Here is a 17638-nt window from a genome sequence, read left to right on the forward strand (position 1 = left end):
GAAATAGACACAAAGGGGTTACTAAAATGGTGAAAAATAAGAATATCCTTTTAGGCGTTTCTGGAGGCATTGCTGCATATAAAGCATGTGCGCTTACAAGTAAACTATCACAAGCTGGGGCGAATGTTCGCGTTATGATGACAGAAAACGCGTCAAAATTTGTCTCTCCATTGACGTTTCAAGCGTTATCTAGAAATCCTGTTTATACCGATACATTTGATGAAAAAAACCCACAAAAAATTGCCCATATTGATGTAGCGGATTGGGCAGATATTGCAATTATCGCACCAGCTACTGCAAATATTATTGGCAAGCTAGCAAATGGAATTGCGGATGATATGCTATCCACGACGTTGCTAGCAACAGAAGCTGAAGTGTACATTGCGCCTGCGATGAACGTACATATGTATGCGCATCCTGCTGTTATCAATAATATGAAACAACTGGAAGAATGGGGGTATCATTTTATTGAACCAGGTGCTGGTTATTTAGCTTGCGGTTATGTAGGAAAAGGTCGATTGGAAGAACCAGAAAGTATAATCGAAACAGTAACTAATCATCAACAGCGTACGGAAAAAAGTAACATTTTAGACGGGAAGAAGGTACTAGTTTCAGCTGGCCCAACGAGAGAAAAAATTGATCCAGTTCGATATTTTACAAACCGTTCAACCGGAAAAATGGGATTTGCATTGGCCGAGGCTGCTGCCGATTTAGGAGCAGAGGTAACCCTTGTCACTGGACCGGTAAGTTTGGAAACGACCAATCCTCGCATTAATCGAATTGATGTCGTAACTTCGGCAGAGATGTACTTAGTCATGCACAACCATTTTTCAGAAAGCGATATTGTCATTAAATCAGCTGCAGTGGCTGATTACCGACCGAAGCATACATTTGATGAGAAAATGAAAAAACAAGCAAATGATTGGCATGTAGAGATGGAACGAACGAGCGATATCCTACAGTCACTGGGCGAAGTGAAGGAAAAACAGTTTTTAGTAGGTTTTGCGGCAGAAACCTCTAATCCGCTAGAGTATGGCAGGAAAAAACTTGCGAAGAAAAATTTGGACGCTATTGTGATCAATAATGTTTCAACACCTGGTGCGGGATTTGAAGCAGATACGAATATCGCCACCTATCTAAATAAATCACTGCAGCCACACGAGTTGCCACTATCTTCTAAGCGTGAAATGGCATTTGAAGTGCTTCGGTTGGTTGTTCGAGATATGAAGGATGAATTGCTGTGAAAATAGCAAAAGTGATCGTTGATGTACCTGCAAAACAAATAAATCAGACCTTTGACTATATTATCCCAGACGAATTAGAACCAATCGTTGAGCCTGGAATGCGAGTAATTGTACCATTTGGGCCACGAAAAATTATGGGATTTGTATTGGACATTACTACGAATTCTACTCATTCGAAATTAAAAGAAATTGTTGATGTACTTGATTTAACTCCAGTCCTAACAAAAGAGCTGTTATCACTAGGACAATGGTTAGCGGAAGAAACGATAAGTCTTTTTATTACAGCTTATCAAGTCATGTTACCCCAGGTGTTAAAATCGCAGTATAAAAAAGAAATTGTTCGACTAACCGATGAAGAGCTTGAAACGCCATTAGAATCGTTATTTGCAGGTCGTGACGTTATATCCTATGAGGAGTTTACGCAATCAACAGTTCGTTACCAACATTTATTACATGCAGTCCATGCTGGGGATGTGCAAATTGATTACCTCGTTAAATCTCGGATTACAAAAAAAACAGAAACAATGATCAAACCTTCTGTTGAAGGATTTTTATTAGAGGAAGCGTACAATGATTTATCCAATCGCGCGGCAAAACAAAAAGAACTACTTGCGTATTTTATTCAGCATCCAGATTCTATAAGCAAAAAGAAATTACTCACCTTAATTGATACAAGTGCAGCAACAATAAAAGCCTTGATAGATAAACGGTTGCTAGAAACGACCCAAAAAGAAGTTTACCGAAATCCTTATGATGATGAATCAATCGAACGAACAACTGCGCTTCCTCTAACGGACGAGCAGAAACAAGCGATTGAACCGATTAAGGAATCGTTGACAGAAAAGCGCCATGAGGTCATATTAGTGCACGGCGTAACAGGTAGCGGGAAAACAGAAGTATATTTGCAAGCGATTGAAGACGTAATAAATGAAGGTAAGGAAGCAATTGTACTTGTTCCGGAAATCTCGTTAACACCACAAATGGTTCACCGTTTCAAAGGACGTTTTGGGAGAAGTGTTGCTGTCATGCACAGTGCGTTATCAAGTGGAGAAAAGTACGATGAATGGCGAAAAATTTACCGCAAAGAGGTAAAAGTTGTTGTCGGCGCACGCTCCGCTATTTTTGCTCCATTTGAAAATCTAGGTATTATTATCATTGATGAGGAACATGAAACAAGCTACAAACAGGAAGATCAACCGCGATATCATGCACGAGACGTAGCAATCGAGCGTGCCAAAACACATCATTGTCCAGTTGTTCTTGGTAGTGCGACACCGACTCTTGAAACTTATGCCCGCGCACAAAAAGGTGTCTATAAGCTTGCAACATTAAACAAACGAACAAATGATAAAGCAATGCCTGAGGTAGAAATTGTCGACATGCGTGATGAATTACACGCTGGAAACCGAACAATGTTCTCTCGAAAACTGAAAGAAAAAATAGAAGTGTGTATGAAAAAGAACGAGCAAGTTGTACTTTTATTAAATAGACGGGGGTATTCTACCTTTGTTATGTGTCGAGACTGTGGGCATGTGAAGGAATGTCCGCATTGTGATATTGCGTTGACTTATCACAAAAATACGAACCGACTAAAATGCCATTATTGCTCTTATGAAGAACCGATGCCAACGCTCTGTCCGGAATGTTCAAGTGATTTAATTCGTTATTTTGGTACTGGTACTCAGCGAGTGGAAGAAGCGTTAACACAATTAATTCCTGAAGCTCGAGTCATTCGGATGGACGTAGACACGACACGCCGAAAAGGTTCACACGAAAAACTGCTAAGTCAATTCGGTAAAGGCGAAGCGGATATTCTACTCGGAACGCAAATGATTGCCAAAGGTCTCGATTTTGAAAATGTGACATTGGTTGGCGTGTTAACAGCTGATTCCATGTTACATCTACCAGACTTTCGTTCATCTGAAAAAACGTTTCAGCTATTAACACAAGTAAGCGGACGAGCTGGGAGACATGAATTACCAGGTGAAGTAATTGTTCAAACGTACACGCCTGATCACTATAGTATTGAGTTCGCTAGTCACTATAATTTTACTGATTTTTATAAACAGGAAATGGCGATGCGAAAAACCTTTCACTATCCACCATATGTGTTTTTAGCACTCATAACGGTTTCGCATCCAAACAAAATAAAAGCAATTCAATCAACACAAAAAATTGTTCAGTCGCTTATGCAAGCTGTACAATCGGAAACCGTTATACTAGGGCCAACACCATCACCAATGGCTCGGATCAAAGATAGGTATCGTTACCAATGTATGGTAAAATACAAAAATGAACCGAATCTAAGAAAAATAATTCGCCGCATAATTGACCAGTTTGATGAAGACGTTCAGAAGGACGACTTATTACTGTCTGTTGATATGCAACCGTACCAAATGATGTAAGGCAGAAAGTAGGTTTTTTAATGAAAAAAATTGTATTCATGGGGACACCGGATTTTTCGGTACCAATTCTACGTTCACTTGTGGATGAAGGGTATAATGTTGCACTCGTTGTAACACAGCCTGATCGTCCAAAAGGTAGGAAGAAAATAATGACCCCGCCTCCAGTGAAAGAAGAAGCAATCAAGCAGAACATACCTGTTTTTCAGCCGGAGAAGCTAGCAACTGATTACCAACACATACTTGATGAGAATCCGGATCTGATTGTAACAGCGGCTTACGGTCAACTTCTTCCGAAAGAGCTGTTAACAGCACCAACTTTTGGCTGTATTAACGTACATGCCTCTTTATTACCAGAACTGCGCGGTGGAGCACCGATTCATCATGCGATTATCCAAGGTAAAACGGAAACAGGCATTACTATTATGTATATGGTTGAAAAACTTGATGCTGGTGATATTTTGACACAGGAAAAAGTTGCAATCGCCGAGAATGACAACGTTGGAACGTTGCATGATAAGCTTTCCATAACAGGGGCAGGCTTGTTACTGAAAACATTGCCACAGCTTTTTAACGAAGCATTGACCCCAATTAAACAGGATGATGCGAAATCAACGTTTGCCAGTAACATTAAACGTGATCAAGAAAAAATTAATTGGCAACTTAGTAACCTGGAAATCTATAACCAAATTCGTGGACTCAATCCTTGGCCAGTAGCATTTACAATTTACCAAGGAAAAACAATGAAGATTTGGACCGCAAAGCTAACCGAACGTGAATATAACGGTGAAGCGGGTGAAATAGTAGATAATAGAGACGGTGAGTCAATCATAGTTGTTTGTGGGGATAAAAAAGGATTAGCAATTACTGAAATCCAACCTGCAGGTAAAAAACGGATGGCTGTTAAAGATTACTTACGCGGCACACCAGATCGATTAAAAATAGGAACAAAATTAGGTGAGAGTGTTGAATAGTACAGTACGAAAAGCAGGATTAGATTTACTGTTACGAATCGAAGGCGACAGTGGATTCAGTCATTTATTACTTGATCATGAAATAAAATCGCGTAATATTCCTGAACGAGATGTGGGTCTTTTAACAGAGATTGTGTACGGCACATTGCAACGAAAAATGACATTAGATTATTATTTGGATCCATATCTAAAACAAGGCAAAAAAATAAAACCGTGGGTTCGCATGTTGCTTCGCATGTCCGTATATCAGATGGCTTATTTAGATAAAGTTCCTTATCACGCCATCATCCATGAAGCAGTTGAAATCGCCAAGCAACGCGGTCATAAAGGAATCTCTGGACTTGTTAATGGTGTATTACGAAATATCCAACGTAACGGTTTTCCAGATACTGCTCAGATTAATAACCCAGCGGAACGAATCGCTATTGAGACAAGCCATCCAGAGTGGCTGGTGAACCGATGGATTGAAATGTATGGAAAAGAGACAACAGAAAATATGTGTCGGGCTAACTTAGAGCGTCGGCATTCATCCGTTCGAGTTCAACCAATGCGTATTACTCGTGATGAAGTGATAGAGGAGTTAACCGAAATTGGTTTCAAAGTAGAAAAATCATTATTTTCTAAGCAAGGAATTGTCATTCATAAAGGAAATATACTGAAGACTAGATTATTTAAAGAAGGATTTGTTACCGTTCAAGACCAAAGTTCCATGCTCGTTTCTGAAATGCTTCAGTTAAAGCCAGATATAGTTGTACTTGATGCGTGCAGTGCCCCTGGTGGTAAATTAACACACATTGCTGAACTAATGGAAAATAAAGGTATAATTCATGCATACGACTTACACGCCAAAAAAGCAAAATTACTTAAAGACAAGGCAAAAAATCTACACTTAACGATTGTTGAACCAAAACAAGCGGATGCGAGAAAACTTCAGGAGATACATAGAAACGAAAGCTTCGATCGAATTTTAGTCGATGCACCATGCTCTGGACTTGGCGTGATTCGTGGGAAACCAGAAATTAAGTATCATAAACAAGAATCAGATATTGAAACGTTAGCAAGCATTCAGTTAGATATCTTAACGAGTGTCGCTCCTTTACTGAAAAGGGAAGGCGTACTTATGTATACCACTTGTACTGTTGATAGAGAAGAGAACAATCTAGTGGTTCGGAAGTTTCTAGATAAGCATCCAGATTATGAAATAGACCAAACATTTTTTGATGAATTACCTTCTTTTTTAACGGAAACGGAAGGAATGTCTGATGAGGGATTACAGCTATTCCCACATACAAACGATACAGACGGTTTTTTCCTAACCAGATTCGTAAAAAGATAGTAGTTATTCTTCAATATTCATAAATTACGTGTAATAATAGAAAAAGGATAACGACTAGGAAATTTTCGTATTTGGCTGTTATCTAAAAGATTGTTGTTATTTATACAAGTATAATAACTGCTATTTAATGCTCAGTTATACTAAAGCAACAAATTTTTACGAAAGAGCCTTGTACTAAAAAAGATCTACAAAGCGGGGTGAAGGTATGAAAGGGCAATTTATGACCGATCAAGGTCGTGTCAGAAACCATAATGAAGATGCTGGTGGTGTGTTTCAAAATGACGCTGGCCAGTATTTATCCGTCATTGCAGACGGAATGGGTGGGCACCAGGCAGGTGATGTCGCAAGCCAAATGGCCATTACAATTATCGAACAAAAATGGCTGGAAACAAATGAAATGAAAAATCCAGAAGAATTGGAAAGTTGGATACAGGCTACCATACATCACGTAAACAACGAAATTTTTCAAAAATCTACCAGCAATGAAGCTTGTCAAGGTATGGGCACAACGCTAGTGATGACAATAACCACACCTGACTTTTTTACCATTGGTCATATCGGTGATAGTCGAATTTATATGAAGAGTGAAAAAGAGTTTAAGCAAATTACAGAGGATCACACACTAGTAAATGAGCTCGTTCGTTCTGGACAAATCTCGCTTGAAGATGCTGAACACCATCCTAGAAAGAATGTTATTTTACGAGCACTAGGAACAGAACAAGTAATTAATCCAGATGTACTAACCCTTTCTTGGGATGTTGGTGATAAGCTGCTACTTTGCTCAGATGGTTTATCTAATAAAGTTTCTGACAGTGAACTGCAAGAGTTTTTGAAAAAAGAAGATGACTTAGAAGAGACTACTAATGGTCTAATTGCATTAGCCAATGAACGTGGAGGCGAAGATAATATTTCCCTCATTATTGTCCATCATGATTCCCTACCGAAAGAAGGTGAGACTTCGTGTTAAACGGGCGCCTTTTAAATGAACGTTATAAAATTAAGAAAACCGTTGGCGGCGGTGGGATGGCAAACGTTTATTTAGCTAGAGACATTATTTTAGAACGGGATGTCGCATTAAAAGTACTTCGATTAGAGTATGCGAATGATGATGAATTTATCGCTCGTTTTGATCGGGAAGCACAGTCTGCGACTAGTCTATCACACCCTAATATTGTCAATATTTATGATGTCGGTGAAGAAGATCATATTTTATATATGGTAATGGAATATGTCGATGGGATGACGCTCAAGGAATATATTCAAAAGTATGGGCCAATTCCTGTTGAGGAAGCACTTGATATTATGAAGCAAATCAGCTCAGCGATTGGACATGCCCATGCAAATAATATTGTACATAGAGATATTAAGCCACAAAATATACTAATTGATTCATATGGCCAGGTGAAGGTAACTGATTTCGGTATAGCAGTAGCATTGAGTGCTACCGCATTAACGCAAACGAACTCTATTCTTGGATCCGTTCATTATTTATCCCCAGAACAGGCTCGTGGAGGGATGGCTACAAAAAAGTCAGATATATATTCGTTAGGAATCGTATTATTTGAATTATTAACTGGTCGTCTGCCTTTTTCAGGTCAATCTCCAGTTTCTATTGCCTTGAAGCATTTACAAACCGACACGCCATCCGTACGGCGTTTTAACCAGGATGTACCACAAAGTGTAGAAAATATTGTATTAAAAGCAACTGCGAAGGATCCGTTTAATCGATATCATACGGTGTATGATATGGAGGATGCGCTAGGAACAGCATTAAATCCTGAAAAGTTAGACGAAGCAAGGTACATTCCACCTACTGGAGTTGGGGAAGAGACCAAAGCTATACCAATTATTACGGATAGCCAAATGCATGATAATAGCAATCAAAATACAATTGTCCATCAAACAAATGGTGCGACAAAATCTTTTGTTGCAAATGATGAAGATGAACCATCCGGAAAGAAGAAGCCGGGCAAGAAGGATAAAAAAACGAAAAGTAAAAAGAAGAAGGTATGGTGGATTGCCATCCTATTGTTACTTCTGCTGGCATCAGGGGTCGCAGCATTATTTGTAATTCCGAAACTTTTACAGCCAGATAATGTCACAATTCCTGATGTGACGGGTATGGCTTATGAAGAAGCTGTTGATGAATTACAAAAACTGAATTTAGATACAGAAAAAGAAACAGCCTTTTCCGATGAGGTGGAAGAGGGCGACGTCATTAGTACCAATCCTTCTCCGAATAGTGAGGTAAGAGAGGAATCCACGGTTACACTTATGGTAAGTGAAGGAAAAGAAACGGTTACATTTGACGATTATGTTGGTGACGACTTTAGTCAAACCAAAGAAATATTAGAGGAAAAGGGATTTGAGGTAATTGCTTATGAAAAAACTTCAGAGAGTACGCCGGGAGAGATTATTTCACAGATTCAACCTACACCAGATTCAGAGGTTGTACCGAGTGAGACAAGAGTAATTTTTGAAATAAGCAGTGGCCCAGAGTTAATAACATTAAATAACCTCCAAGGAATGACAAGAGATGAGGCAGTAAGTTATTTAGAGGAAAATAATCTTGTTGCCAATGTTATCGAGGAATATTCCGATACAACCCCTGAAGGAGAAGTAATCCGACAAGACCCAGAATCAGGTGTTGAATTAGAGGAAGAGGAGACGGTAGATGTATATGTATCTGTTGGTCCGGAAGAGAAACCACCAGTTTCCCATACTGTGACATTTACTGTTCCTTATAACCCGGAGCAGCCGCCAGATGATAAAGATAAACCAAAGGACAAACAAAAAAATAAGGATGAACCGGTAGAACAAACGGTGAAGATTTACATCGGGGATGCGGAGCATTCAATTTCAGAGGTTTATAAAGAAGAAACGATTACCGAAGATAAAGAATATACCATCACATTAACGATCGCACCAGGACAAACTGCAGAATACAAGGCACTCCGTGATGGAGAAGTAGTTATAAATAAAACTGTTCCATATGAAGAGGGTGAATAAATGGCAGAAGGCAGAATTATAAAGGCACTAAGCGGATTCTACTACGTACAATCAAATGATGGCATTTATCAATGTCGGGGAAGAGGCTTGTTTCGAAATAAGAAGATAACCCCACTTGTCGGTGATTTTGTCGAGTTTGACAAGAAGGATGACATGGAGGGATATATTCAATCCATCGAGCCTAGAAAAAATGAGCTGGTGCGCCCCCCAATTGCCAATGTAGACCGTGCGTTTATTTTAAGTTCTGCAGTAGAACCATTGTTTAGTCCTTTATTATTGGATCGTTTTCTTGTTCTAATTGAATCAAAGAATATCGAACCGATTATCGTAATATCGAAAATGGATGTTGTTTCAGAAGAGGAAAGAGAGACAATTGATCAATATACCGAGGTCTATCGACGAATAGGTTATACAGTCGAACATGTATCATCAAAAGAGCCATTTCAAAATCAGGGAATTGAAACGCATTTCAATGACGGAGTATCTGTTATTGCTGGACAATCAGGTGTTGGTAAGTCATCGTTATTAAATGCGTTAAAGCCTGAGTTGGATATAAAAACCGACGACATTTCTAAAAGTTTAGGACGTGGAAAGCATACGACCCGCCACGTTGAGTTACTCAATTTATTTGGTGGTCTAGTTGCAGATACACCTGGATTTAGTGCTTTGGAATTTACCGAAGTAGAACTTGAAGATCTAGATAACTATTTTCCAGAGATGCTTGAACGGAAAGGCGAATGTAAATTTAGAGGATGTATGCATAACAAAGAACCAAAATGCGCCATTAAGCAAGCAGTTGACCAAGAAGAAATAGCGTCCTTCCGATATGAACACTACTTAACATTTATGGAAGAAATACAAGCAAGAAAGCCGAGGTATTAACATGACAAAAATAGCACCGTCCATTCTTTCAGCAAATTTTGCAAAATTGGGTGAGGAAATTAAAGATGTAGAACAAGGTGGAGCCGATTACATCCATGTTGATGTAATGGATGGCCATTTTGTTCCAAATATTACGATTGGACCACTAATCGTGCAAGCTATCAGACCAATTACTGATCTACCACTAGATGTACATTTGATGATTGAAAATCCAGATGCTTATATTCAAGCGTTTGCCGAAGCGGGATCTGACATTATTACAGTGCATCAAGAAGCAACTCCCCATCTACATCGGACCATTCAGCTAATTAAAAGCCATGGCGTAAAAGCTGGTGTGGTAATAAACCCTGCAACACCGGCAAATATGATTAAAGAAATTTTGCCAGATGTAGATCTTGTGTTGTTAATGACCGTAAATCCAGGATTTGGTGGTCAGTCATTCATTACGAGTGTTGTTCCAAAAGTAAAACAAATTGCAGATTGGCGCGAGGAACTAGGGTTAAACTTTGAAATTGAAATTGATGGTGGTGTCAATGTAGAAACCGCTAAAACATGTGTTGATGCTGGTGCGGATGTATTGGTTGCTGGAAGTGCAGTATACAACAAACCAGACCGAAAACAAGCTATTCAAGCGATTGTAGAAGCAACAAAAGCGGAGTAATTAACATGACACGGATAGGTATCGTCGCAAACGGGCCAGAAAATCTAATCCCTCCATTAACAGAATTTCAACATGAAGTAGACATATGGATAGGGGCAGACCGAGGGGCATTATACATCATCAACCATGGCATTCAACCAGACTTCGCTTTAGGAGACTTTGATTCTATTAATGTGGAGGAACAATCTAGCATTGAACAAGAATCTAAATCTTTTACCAAATATCCAGTTGAAAAGGATCTGACCGATATTGAAATTGCGATTGAAAAAGCAATGGCACTTGAGGCGGATACGATTTATTTCTTTGGAGTAACAGGTGGACGAATGGATCACGGCTTGATCAATGTTCAAATGCTGTACATGTTACTAAAGAAAAAGTGTAAGGGTATTATTATTGATCAAACAAATCAAATAGAAATATTTTCACCGGGAACATATTCAGTGAAAAAAGATGAACAGTTTCCCAATTTATCGTTTGTTCCTTTTACAGAGCAGATTAAAGGCATTACATTAGAAGGATTTTATTATCCATTAGATGATTTTACACTAAATTGGGGTTCCACTCGTTGCATTTCAAACAAGCTTCTTTTAAATAATGGTACTTTTTCGTTTAGTGAAGGCATACTATTATTTATAAAGAGTCGTGATGGATAGGACTAGACGATTCCAAAGCTTTCTTTGTTAATGGAGGAGGGGGAACTCATGAAATTTTATACTATTAAGCTCCCAAGATTTATTGGTGGATGTGTTCGAGTAGTAATCGGCATGTTCAAAAAAGATCAATAATTTTTTCTTAGCTTTTGTCCTGTGACAAAAGCTTATTTTTTTGGACTTGTTCTGAAGGGCATGGAAAGGCGTGGCTGGGGTAACCTATATCGGTGTGGAATTATGAGTTGTGAGTGATGCGGACACAGAAGCCGTTATTTTGATGAAAATGACCGTTTTTGGGGCTTGAGCGGACAACAGATTCCTTAATTGATTCTCTTGGAAGCAAAACATCTATAAAATCTTGAAATAAGGGATCTGGTGTCCGCGAAATCGATAAAATCAGTAAAATTTAGGCAAATAAGGGATCCTGTGTCCGCGTTAATCACACGATGACATGATGACAGGCAGAAATGCAAAAAAGCACCCAAATAGGTGCTTTTCCAAACATTACTAATGTTAAGACGTAGTTATATTATACGCGCTCTACTTTTCCTGATTTCAAGGCGCGAGCAGAAACATAAACTTTTTTAGGTTTGCCGTCTACCATAATACGTACTTTTTGTACATTAGCTTTCCAATTACGCTTGCTGGAATTCATAGCGTGAGAACGTTGGTTTCCACTGCGAGTTTTACGTCCAGTTACAACACATTTTCTAGCCATGTTAATCCCTCCTACTCATACATGTGTCATTTTATTACTTATATAATTTATCATAACCAAGCCAATAACGCAATGAATCTAGAACAATTCATCAAGAAAAATATCTTGACAGAACAAAGGATTTCGTCCATTGTTAAAAGGGGCTATTTGCCTAAAACAACCGTGCTTTTAAAATCTGCACGTTTATAGTAAAATATCCTTATCAATAATGGTATTAAAGGAGGATAATGATGTCCATTGAACTTAATACGACGGATGGCCATGTAACGATTACAAATGACGTGATTGCAACAATCGCTGGTGGTGCAGCTGTTGAATGTTACGGTATTGTCGGAATGGCTTCTAAAAATCAAATTAAAGATGGAATCTCTGAAATTTTACGTAAAGAAAACTTTTCTCGCGGCGTAATTGTCCGTCAAGAAGATGATCATCTTCATATTGATATGTATATTATTGTTAGTTATGGTACAAGGATATCGGAAGTAGCGCACAACGTACAATCACAGGTGAAATATACATTGAACAAATCAATCGGTTTATCCATCGATTCAGTCAATATTTATATTCAAGGTGTACGTGTTGAAAAAGAGTAACCCTTTGTTTAGTTGAAAGAGGAGGAAGTATAGTGACAGTACGAACGTTAGATGGCACAGTTTTTACACAAATGGTTCGCTTGGGAGCTCACCATTTAACTAATAATGCCAAAAAAATTGACGCACTGAATGTATTCCCAGTACCAGATGGAGATACAGGTACGAATATGAACCTATCGATGACTTCAGGTGCAAATGAAGTGAAAAAAATTGAAAGTGCAAATATTTCAGAAGTAGCACAAGCCTTTTCAAAGGGCTTATTAATGGGTGCAAGAGGTAATTCAGGTGTAATTCTATCGCAAATTTTCCGTGGCTTTGCAAAAGGAATGGAAAATAAAAAGGAACTAACAACGAATGACTTAGCTCAAGCCTTTGATGGTGGAGTTGCGACTGCATACAAAGCAGTAATGAAACCTGTTGAAGGAACCATTTTAACGGTTGCTAAAGACGCTGCAAAGGCTGCGGTAGATGGTGCTGAAAATGAAAAAGATGTAATCGCTTTAATGGAGACTGTATTAAGAGAAGCTAAAGCATCGTTGAAACGTACACCTGATCTTTTGCCTGTATTAAAAGAAGTAGGAGTAGTCGATTCTGGTGGACAAGGTTTAGTTACGATTTACGAAGGGTTCTTAGCTGCACTTAAAGGTGAAGAGCTCCCAGAAGGTGTAACTGCTGATATAGAAATGGAAGAAATGGTTAATGCCGAGCATCATAAAATTAACCAGGATTTCATGGATACAAGCGAAATTGAATTTGGTTATTGTACTGAATTTATGGTTAAGTTTGAAGATGGAAAAACAAAAGATAACCCATATGATGAAGATACATTCCGCAATGAATTGAGTGAACTTGGTGACTCTTTATTAGTTGTGTCAGATGAAGAAGTCGTGAAAGTCCATGTTCATGCAGAATATCCCGGTAAAGCGATGACACTTGGTCAACGCTACGGTAGCTTGATCAACATGAAGATTGAGAATATGCGCGAACAGCATACAGCAATCGTAGGCGATAAGAAAGCTGATAAACCAAAAGAAAAAGTACCATATGCAATTGTTACAGTAGCTATGGGTAAAGGATTAAAAAAACTGCTTGAAAGTTTAGGAGCATCTGTCGTTATTGAAGGTGGTCAAACAATGAACCCAAGCACACAGGATATTACCGATGCGATTGTCGAAGCTAACGCAGAAAATGTTCTTATTTTACCTAATAACAAAAATATCATAATGGCTGCTGAGCAAGCAGCTGAGCTCGCTGAAGCAAACGCAGCGGTAGTACCGACAAAAACAATCCCACAGGGAATCAGTGCAATGCTTGCATTCCACCCAGATGCCGCACTTGAAGAAAACAAAAATGCGATGCAAGAAGCAAGTGGTCAGGTTAAAACTGGACAAGTAACATATGCCGTTCGTGATACGCAAATCGATGGGATCACGATTGAAAATGGAAGCTTTATGGGAATTGCTGATGGTAAAATAAAAGCAACACATAAAAATAAATTGGAAACAGTAAAAGCCTTATTGGAAGAATTAATCTCAGAAGACGACGAAATCCTTACTATTTTGCAAGGTGAAGACGTAAGTGATGAAGAAGTAGATGAACTTGTTAGCTATGTTGAAGAAACTTACGAGGACATTGAAGTTGAAGTTCATAAAGGTAATCAACCGATTTATTCGTATATTATGTCGGTGGAATAAAAAATAAAACGAAGAGTTTTGCAACTCTTCGTTTTTTTTTATGGTGTTATGTAACTTATAAAAATTAGTTTGTGTGTGTAAAGCAGCTAAACTTATTGACAAATTTCCTACAGTTACTTAATAAATGCCCTTATTTTGCCGGTTTCTTGTTATGATTGCTTCTGTAAAGAAGATAAGGAAAGGATGATTGCATGATTAAAATAAGAATGTTCTTATTATTAATCGTTACATTAGTTCTCTCACTAATCATTCCAAACATTGCAAATGCGCATTCGGGACTAGAAAGTGCAAATCCTAGTGCTGGGGCAAATGTAGAAGAGGTAAAAAGTATAGAATTATCTTTTAGCACAAAAATTGAAAACTTAAGCACACTCCATTTAATAAATGAGGATGGAAATAAACTGGATCCTACATCAATGAAAGTTACCAATAACGTGCTAAAAGCTAGCTATCCAGAAGCGCTTGAACCTGGTACATATAAGGTGAACTGGAATATAGTCGGTGCTGACGGTCATCCCATCGAAGGCACGTATTCCTTTACCGTGATAGAATCAAATACAACCCAGCCGAATGATGAAACAAGTCAAGATGAAAAAAATGATATTGAAAACAAGACTGGTGAAACCGAAAAGAATACAACACAAAATTCCTCTGAGCAAACAAGCAGTACAGATGAGGATTTACTTACCTCTATTATCATTATTGTTCTAGTAGTAGCGACAATAGGAATGCTAGCTTGGTTGTTCTTCGGAAAGCGTAAGAAGTAGGGGGATAAGAATGCTTTTAATCACACTAGCAGAATTTATCTTATATATTTGTTTTGCTATTCTCATAGGATCTTTAATTTTATTACTCGTTCCTGATGAGAAAAAACCACTTGTAGTTATACCTAAAAAAATCCTGTATCTAGCTGTGGTTTTAATACCCATAGCAACTTTTTTACCAGTGTTTAAGATGGCTAACATATTGTCTGGTGAAAATTTAGAGCTATGGTTCATTTTGAAAAATGTTATTTTCACATTTGAAATAGGGAAATCATGGTTGTTTATTACGTTTGTGTCTGTCATTCTATTAATCGTTCTATTAAATAAAAATAGTACAAAGAAACAGCATATAATCGTGTGGGCATTAGTTCTTGCCTTATCTATACTAATTGGGTATACAAGATCTAGTCACGCGGCTACGATTACCGAATGGAAAGGATTTATTTTTCATACATTACATTTTCTTTCTGTTATCGTTTGGATTGGTATTTTATTTGTCGTTAGTTGGTTTGGGAAAAATAAAACGAATTGGTTAGCATTTATTAAGTGGTTCACGCCAGTTGCATTAACATGTCTAATCATTGCGCTTGTTGTAGGGTATTTCACTATGGGAATTGATATTAATTCAAATGATGATCCAAGCACATCTATTGTTCAGGATTATCAAAACAGTCTTCTAGTTAATTACGGACAAGCATTACTGTTAAAACACATTTTTATCATTTCATTAGTTTTATTTGCATGTATCAATGGCGTATTTTTTTGGAGAAAATATGACATAGAATCATATAATCCACTCAAATGGGCACGGTTGGAAAGTGTGTATGCATTAATTGTATTTGGGTTGACAGCATTTATGGGCCAATCTTGGCCACCGCATCAAATTTATAGTTTACTGATGACAGAAGGGGCTTCACCACTTTTTAAAGCACTTTATGATGGAGAAATACTTAATGCATATCAAGAGGCAGAGAGTCTAGCTATTTTTCATGTAACGATGACGTTTGGTTTTGAAAGTTACGTTTTATTCGGATTAGGAATTGTATTCCTTGCAGTAACTATTTTTGCAGCTGTAATAAGAAAATCAATAGTTGTTTCAACGCTTTCTTCATTATTAGGAGTTATTGCGATATATGTTGGAATAATGATAAGTGTACAATAAGTTATAGAAAAGAAAAAAGATGTGCCACTCTCAATTATGAGCAGCACATCTTTTACTAATTAATCACGTGATTTTATAAAAATCATACATACAGTTATCAATATAAATGCAGTTAGTGCAAGGAAAGGGATGGTGATAAATCCAAACCAATTGATATATTCTGCACTGCAAGGAACACCATTCGCACATGGTTTTATTTCAGCGAATCCAGGAACCTTCTGCTCTAAGTAATGAAATAGTGAAATAGGAACACCTATAACACTCATTGGCAGTACATATTTTTTAATAAATACATCACTTCGAAATGTAGCAATACCAAGTATTAATGCCAGAGGATACATGACGATTCGTTGATACCAACAAAGCTCACATGGAACAAAGTCTCTAATTTCACTAAAATATAAACTACCTAGTGTTGCAACAATGGAAATCAACCAAGCAATGTATAAGAAAAGCTGATTACTAGTTGTTTTATTCATAACTATTTTTCCTCTAATTCATTTTCTATGGCTTGTTTGATTGCCTCATAGTCAAATGGATCTTCTATCACAGTTTCGTTTACCACAATTGTCGGCGTTAGCTCAATACCAAATTCCGTTACCAATTCTGCATCCTTATTCACTTCTTCTATTGCTTCCTGGTTTTCCATAGCAGATTTTAGCTTACTCGTATCAATAGCAGGTATTCCGCTCGCTATCTCAAGTATCTTATCTGTGGTAACCCATTTAGCATCATGATTCTCTCTAGGCTGTGCCTCGAAAAGAGCTTTATGAAAATCCCAGTATGCATCTGGGTTTTGATTAAATACGGACTCTGCTGCTAAAGAAGCTAATTCTGACCCTTCTCCGTGAAATAGCACATTAATGAATGAGAATTTCACTTTACCAGTTTCCACGTAATCATTTACTAATTGTGGAAAGATTTCTGTACCCCAAACTTTACAAGCTGGGCATTTGAAATCACCAAATTCAACAACTGTGACTGGTGCATTGGGGTCTCCTAAAGTTGGTTGACCATCAATTGAAGGTTGTTTGTTCGTCGTACCACCTTCGCTTGCTGTATTTTCTTCGGTAATAACAACTAATACAGCGACTAGTGCAACAACTACTAACGTTATGATTACAGCAATTTTAAATGGTGAAATACTTTTTTTCATTAAAGCACCTCTCCTATTAGAATAATACAATATTACCATTAAAATTCATGGTAGTAGATTTAATCATGAATTGTTCAGAGAATGTTCAATGGTATTAGATAAGTTGTCAATTAATCTTAAAATTTGCATACGAAAACAAATTAGTTGAACAATTAATTGTTCGAAATCTAGTTGAAATTATGTAAGAACAATAAATTGTTTATGTATTAATGAACTGTAAATAAAAAGGGAGTAATTCAACTAGAAAATTACTCCGCTTGTTATTAAATCCTTAATCGTCATATTTTGCGTTTATTAATCGTAATGAATTAAGAACAACGATCAAGGTAGTTCCCATATCAGCAAATATGGCTAACCATAATGTAAGCCACCCAGGAATGATTAATATAAGTG

At 37.6% G+C, this 17638-nt stretch carries 17 protein-coding genes; 14 read left to right on the forward strand and 3 right to left on the reverse strand.

The features are described from left to right. The first annotated feature begins 26 nt into the window (after positions 1-26). The 10 genes from coaBC to spoVM all read left to right on the forward strand — a co-directional run bounded on the left by coaBC (position 27) and on the right by spoVM (position 11293). Entirely contained in the window at positions 27-1244 is a 1218-nt protein-coding gene (coaBC, locus tag ACY9Z2_RS14980; protein WP_463610463.1) for a bifunctional phosphopantothenoylcysteine decarboxylase/phosphopantothenate--cysteine ligase CoaBC, read from the forward strand. Then, a complete protein-coding gene (gene priA / locus ACY9Z2_RS14985) occupies positions 1241-3649 on the forward strand; it encodes a primosomal protein N' (protein ID WP_463610464.1) in 2409 nt (802 codons plus the stop codon). Before coaBC ends, priA begins: the two co-directional genes overlap by 4 nt. Positions 3650-3669: 20 nt before the next feature. Further along, entirely contained in the window at positions 3670-4620 is a 951-nt protein-coding gene (fmt, locus tag ACY9Z2_RS14990; RefSeq protein ID WP_463610465.1) for a methionyl-tRNA formyltransferase, read from the forward strand. Then, positions 4613-5956: a 16S rRNA (cytosine(967)-C(5))-methyltransferase RsmB gene (rsmB, locus tag ACY9Z2_RS14995; protein WP_463610466.1), complete on the forward strand. Its 1344-nt coding sequence runs from the start codon at positions 4613-4615 to the stop codon at positions 5954-5956. Before fmt ends, rsmB begins: the two co-directional genes overlap by 8 nt. Positions 5957-6161: 205 nt before the next feature. Beyond that, positions 6162-6923: a Stp1/IreP family PP2C-type Ser/Thr phosphatase gene (locus ACY9Z2_RS15000; protein ID WP_463610467.1), complete on the forward strand. Its 762-nt coding sequence runs from the start codon at positions 6162-6164 to the stop codon at positions 6921-6923. Further along, positions 6917-8965, forward strand: coding sequence for a Stk1 family PASTA domain-containing Ser/Thr kinase (pknB, locus tag ACY9Z2_RS15005; protein WP_463610468.1), 2049 nt, complete (start codon positions 6917-6919; stop codon positions 8963-8965). Before ACY9Z2_RS15000 ends, pknB begins: the two co-directional genes overlap by 7 nt. Then, complete coding sequence (rsgA, locus tag ACY9Z2_RS15010; RefSeq protein WP_463610469.1) at positions 8966-9847, forward strand: ribosome small subunit-dependent GTPase A; 882 nt, start codon at positions 8966-8968, stop codon at positions 9845-9847. Position 9848: 1 nt separating this feature from the next. Continuing rightward, the gene (gene rpe, locus ACY9Z2_RS15015; protein ID WP_463610470.1) at positions 9849-10508 is read left to right on the forward strand and encodes a ribulose-phosphate 3-epimerase; all 660 of its coding nucleotides are present in this window, start codon (positions 9849-9851) and stop codon (positions 10506-10508) included. Between the two features lie 5 nt (positions 10509-10513). Continuing rightward, positions 10514-11161 carry a thiamine diphosphokinase gene (locus tag ACY9Z2_RS15020; RefSeq protein ID WP_463610471.1) on the forward strand — a complete coding sequence of 216 codons (648 nt, stop codon included), beginning with the start codon at positions 10514-10516 and terminating at the stop codon, positions 11159-11161. Positions 11162-11209: 48 nt separating this feature from the next. After that, on the forward strand, positions 11210-11293 hold the full coding sequence (gene spoVM / locus ACY9Z2_RS15025; RefSeq protein ID WP_463610480.1) for a stage V sporulation protein SpoVM: 84 nt from the start codon (positions 11210-11212) through the stop codon (positions 11291-11293). A gap of 394 nt (positions 11294-11687) precedes the next feature. On the opposite strand, the gene rpmB is transcribed toward spoVM, so the two are convergent. After that, the gene (rpmB, locus tag ACY9Z2_RS15030) at positions 11688-11876 is read right to left on the reverse strand and encodes a 50S ribosomal protein L28 (protein ID WP_463610472.1); all 189 of its coding nucleotides are present in this window, start codon (positions 11874-11876) and stop codon (positions 11688-11690) included. A 230-nt stretch (positions 11877-12106) separates the two neighbouring features. On the opposite strand from rpmB, the gene ACY9Z2_RS15035 reads away from it, so the two are divergent. The 4 genes from ACY9Z2_RS15035 (at position 12107) to ACY9Z2_RS15050 (ending at position 16089) form a co-directional block, all read left to right on the forward strand. Beyond that, positions 12107-12469 (forward strand): Asp23/Gls24 family envelope stress response protein, encoded by a 363-nt coding sequence (locus ACY9Z2_RS15035; RefSeq protein WP_463610473.1) that lies wholly within the window; start codon positions 12107-12109, stop codon positions 12467-12469. 32 nt (positions 12470-12501) lie between these two features. Further along, positions 12502-14163, forward strand: a complete 1662-nt coding sequence (locus tag ACY9Z2_RS15040) for a DAK2 domain-containing protein (RefSeq protein WP_463610474.1) — start codon at positions 12502-12504, stop codon at positions 14161-14163. Between the two features lie 191 nt (positions 14164-14354). Continuing rightward, a complete protein-coding gene (locus ACY9Z2_RS15045) occupies positions 14355-14930 on the forward strand; it encodes a copper resistance CopC family protein (protein ID WP_463610475.1) in 576 nt (191 codons plus the stop codon). A 10-nt stretch (positions 14931-14940) separates the two neighbouring features. After that, positions 14941-16089, forward strand: a complete 1149-nt coding sequence (locus tag ACY9Z2_RS15050) for a copper resistance D family protein (protein WP_463610476.1) — start codon at positions 14941-14943, stop codon at positions 16087-16089. Positions 16090-16148: 59 nt separating this feature from the next. On the opposite strand, the gene ACY9Z2_RS15055 is transcribed toward ACY9Z2_RS15050, so the two are convergent. Both ACY9Z2_RS15055 and ACY9Z2_RS15060 read right to left on the reverse strand, forming a co-directional pair. Further along, positions 16149-16568, reverse strand: coding sequence for a disulfide oxidoreductase (locus tag ACY9Z2_RS15055; RefSeq protein WP_463610477.1), 420 nt, complete (start codon positions 16566-16568; stop codon positions 16149-16151). Between the two features lie 2 nt (positions 16569-16570). Then, a complete protein-coding gene (locus ACY9Z2_RS15060; RefSeq protein ID WP_463610478.1) occupies positions 16571-17245 on the reverse strand; it encodes a DsbA family protein in 675 nt (224 codons plus the stop codon). Between the last annotated feature and the right edge of the window lie 393 nt (positions 17246-17638).

The sequence above is a fragment of the Virgibacillus sp. GM2-2 genome (assembly GCF_055329585.1).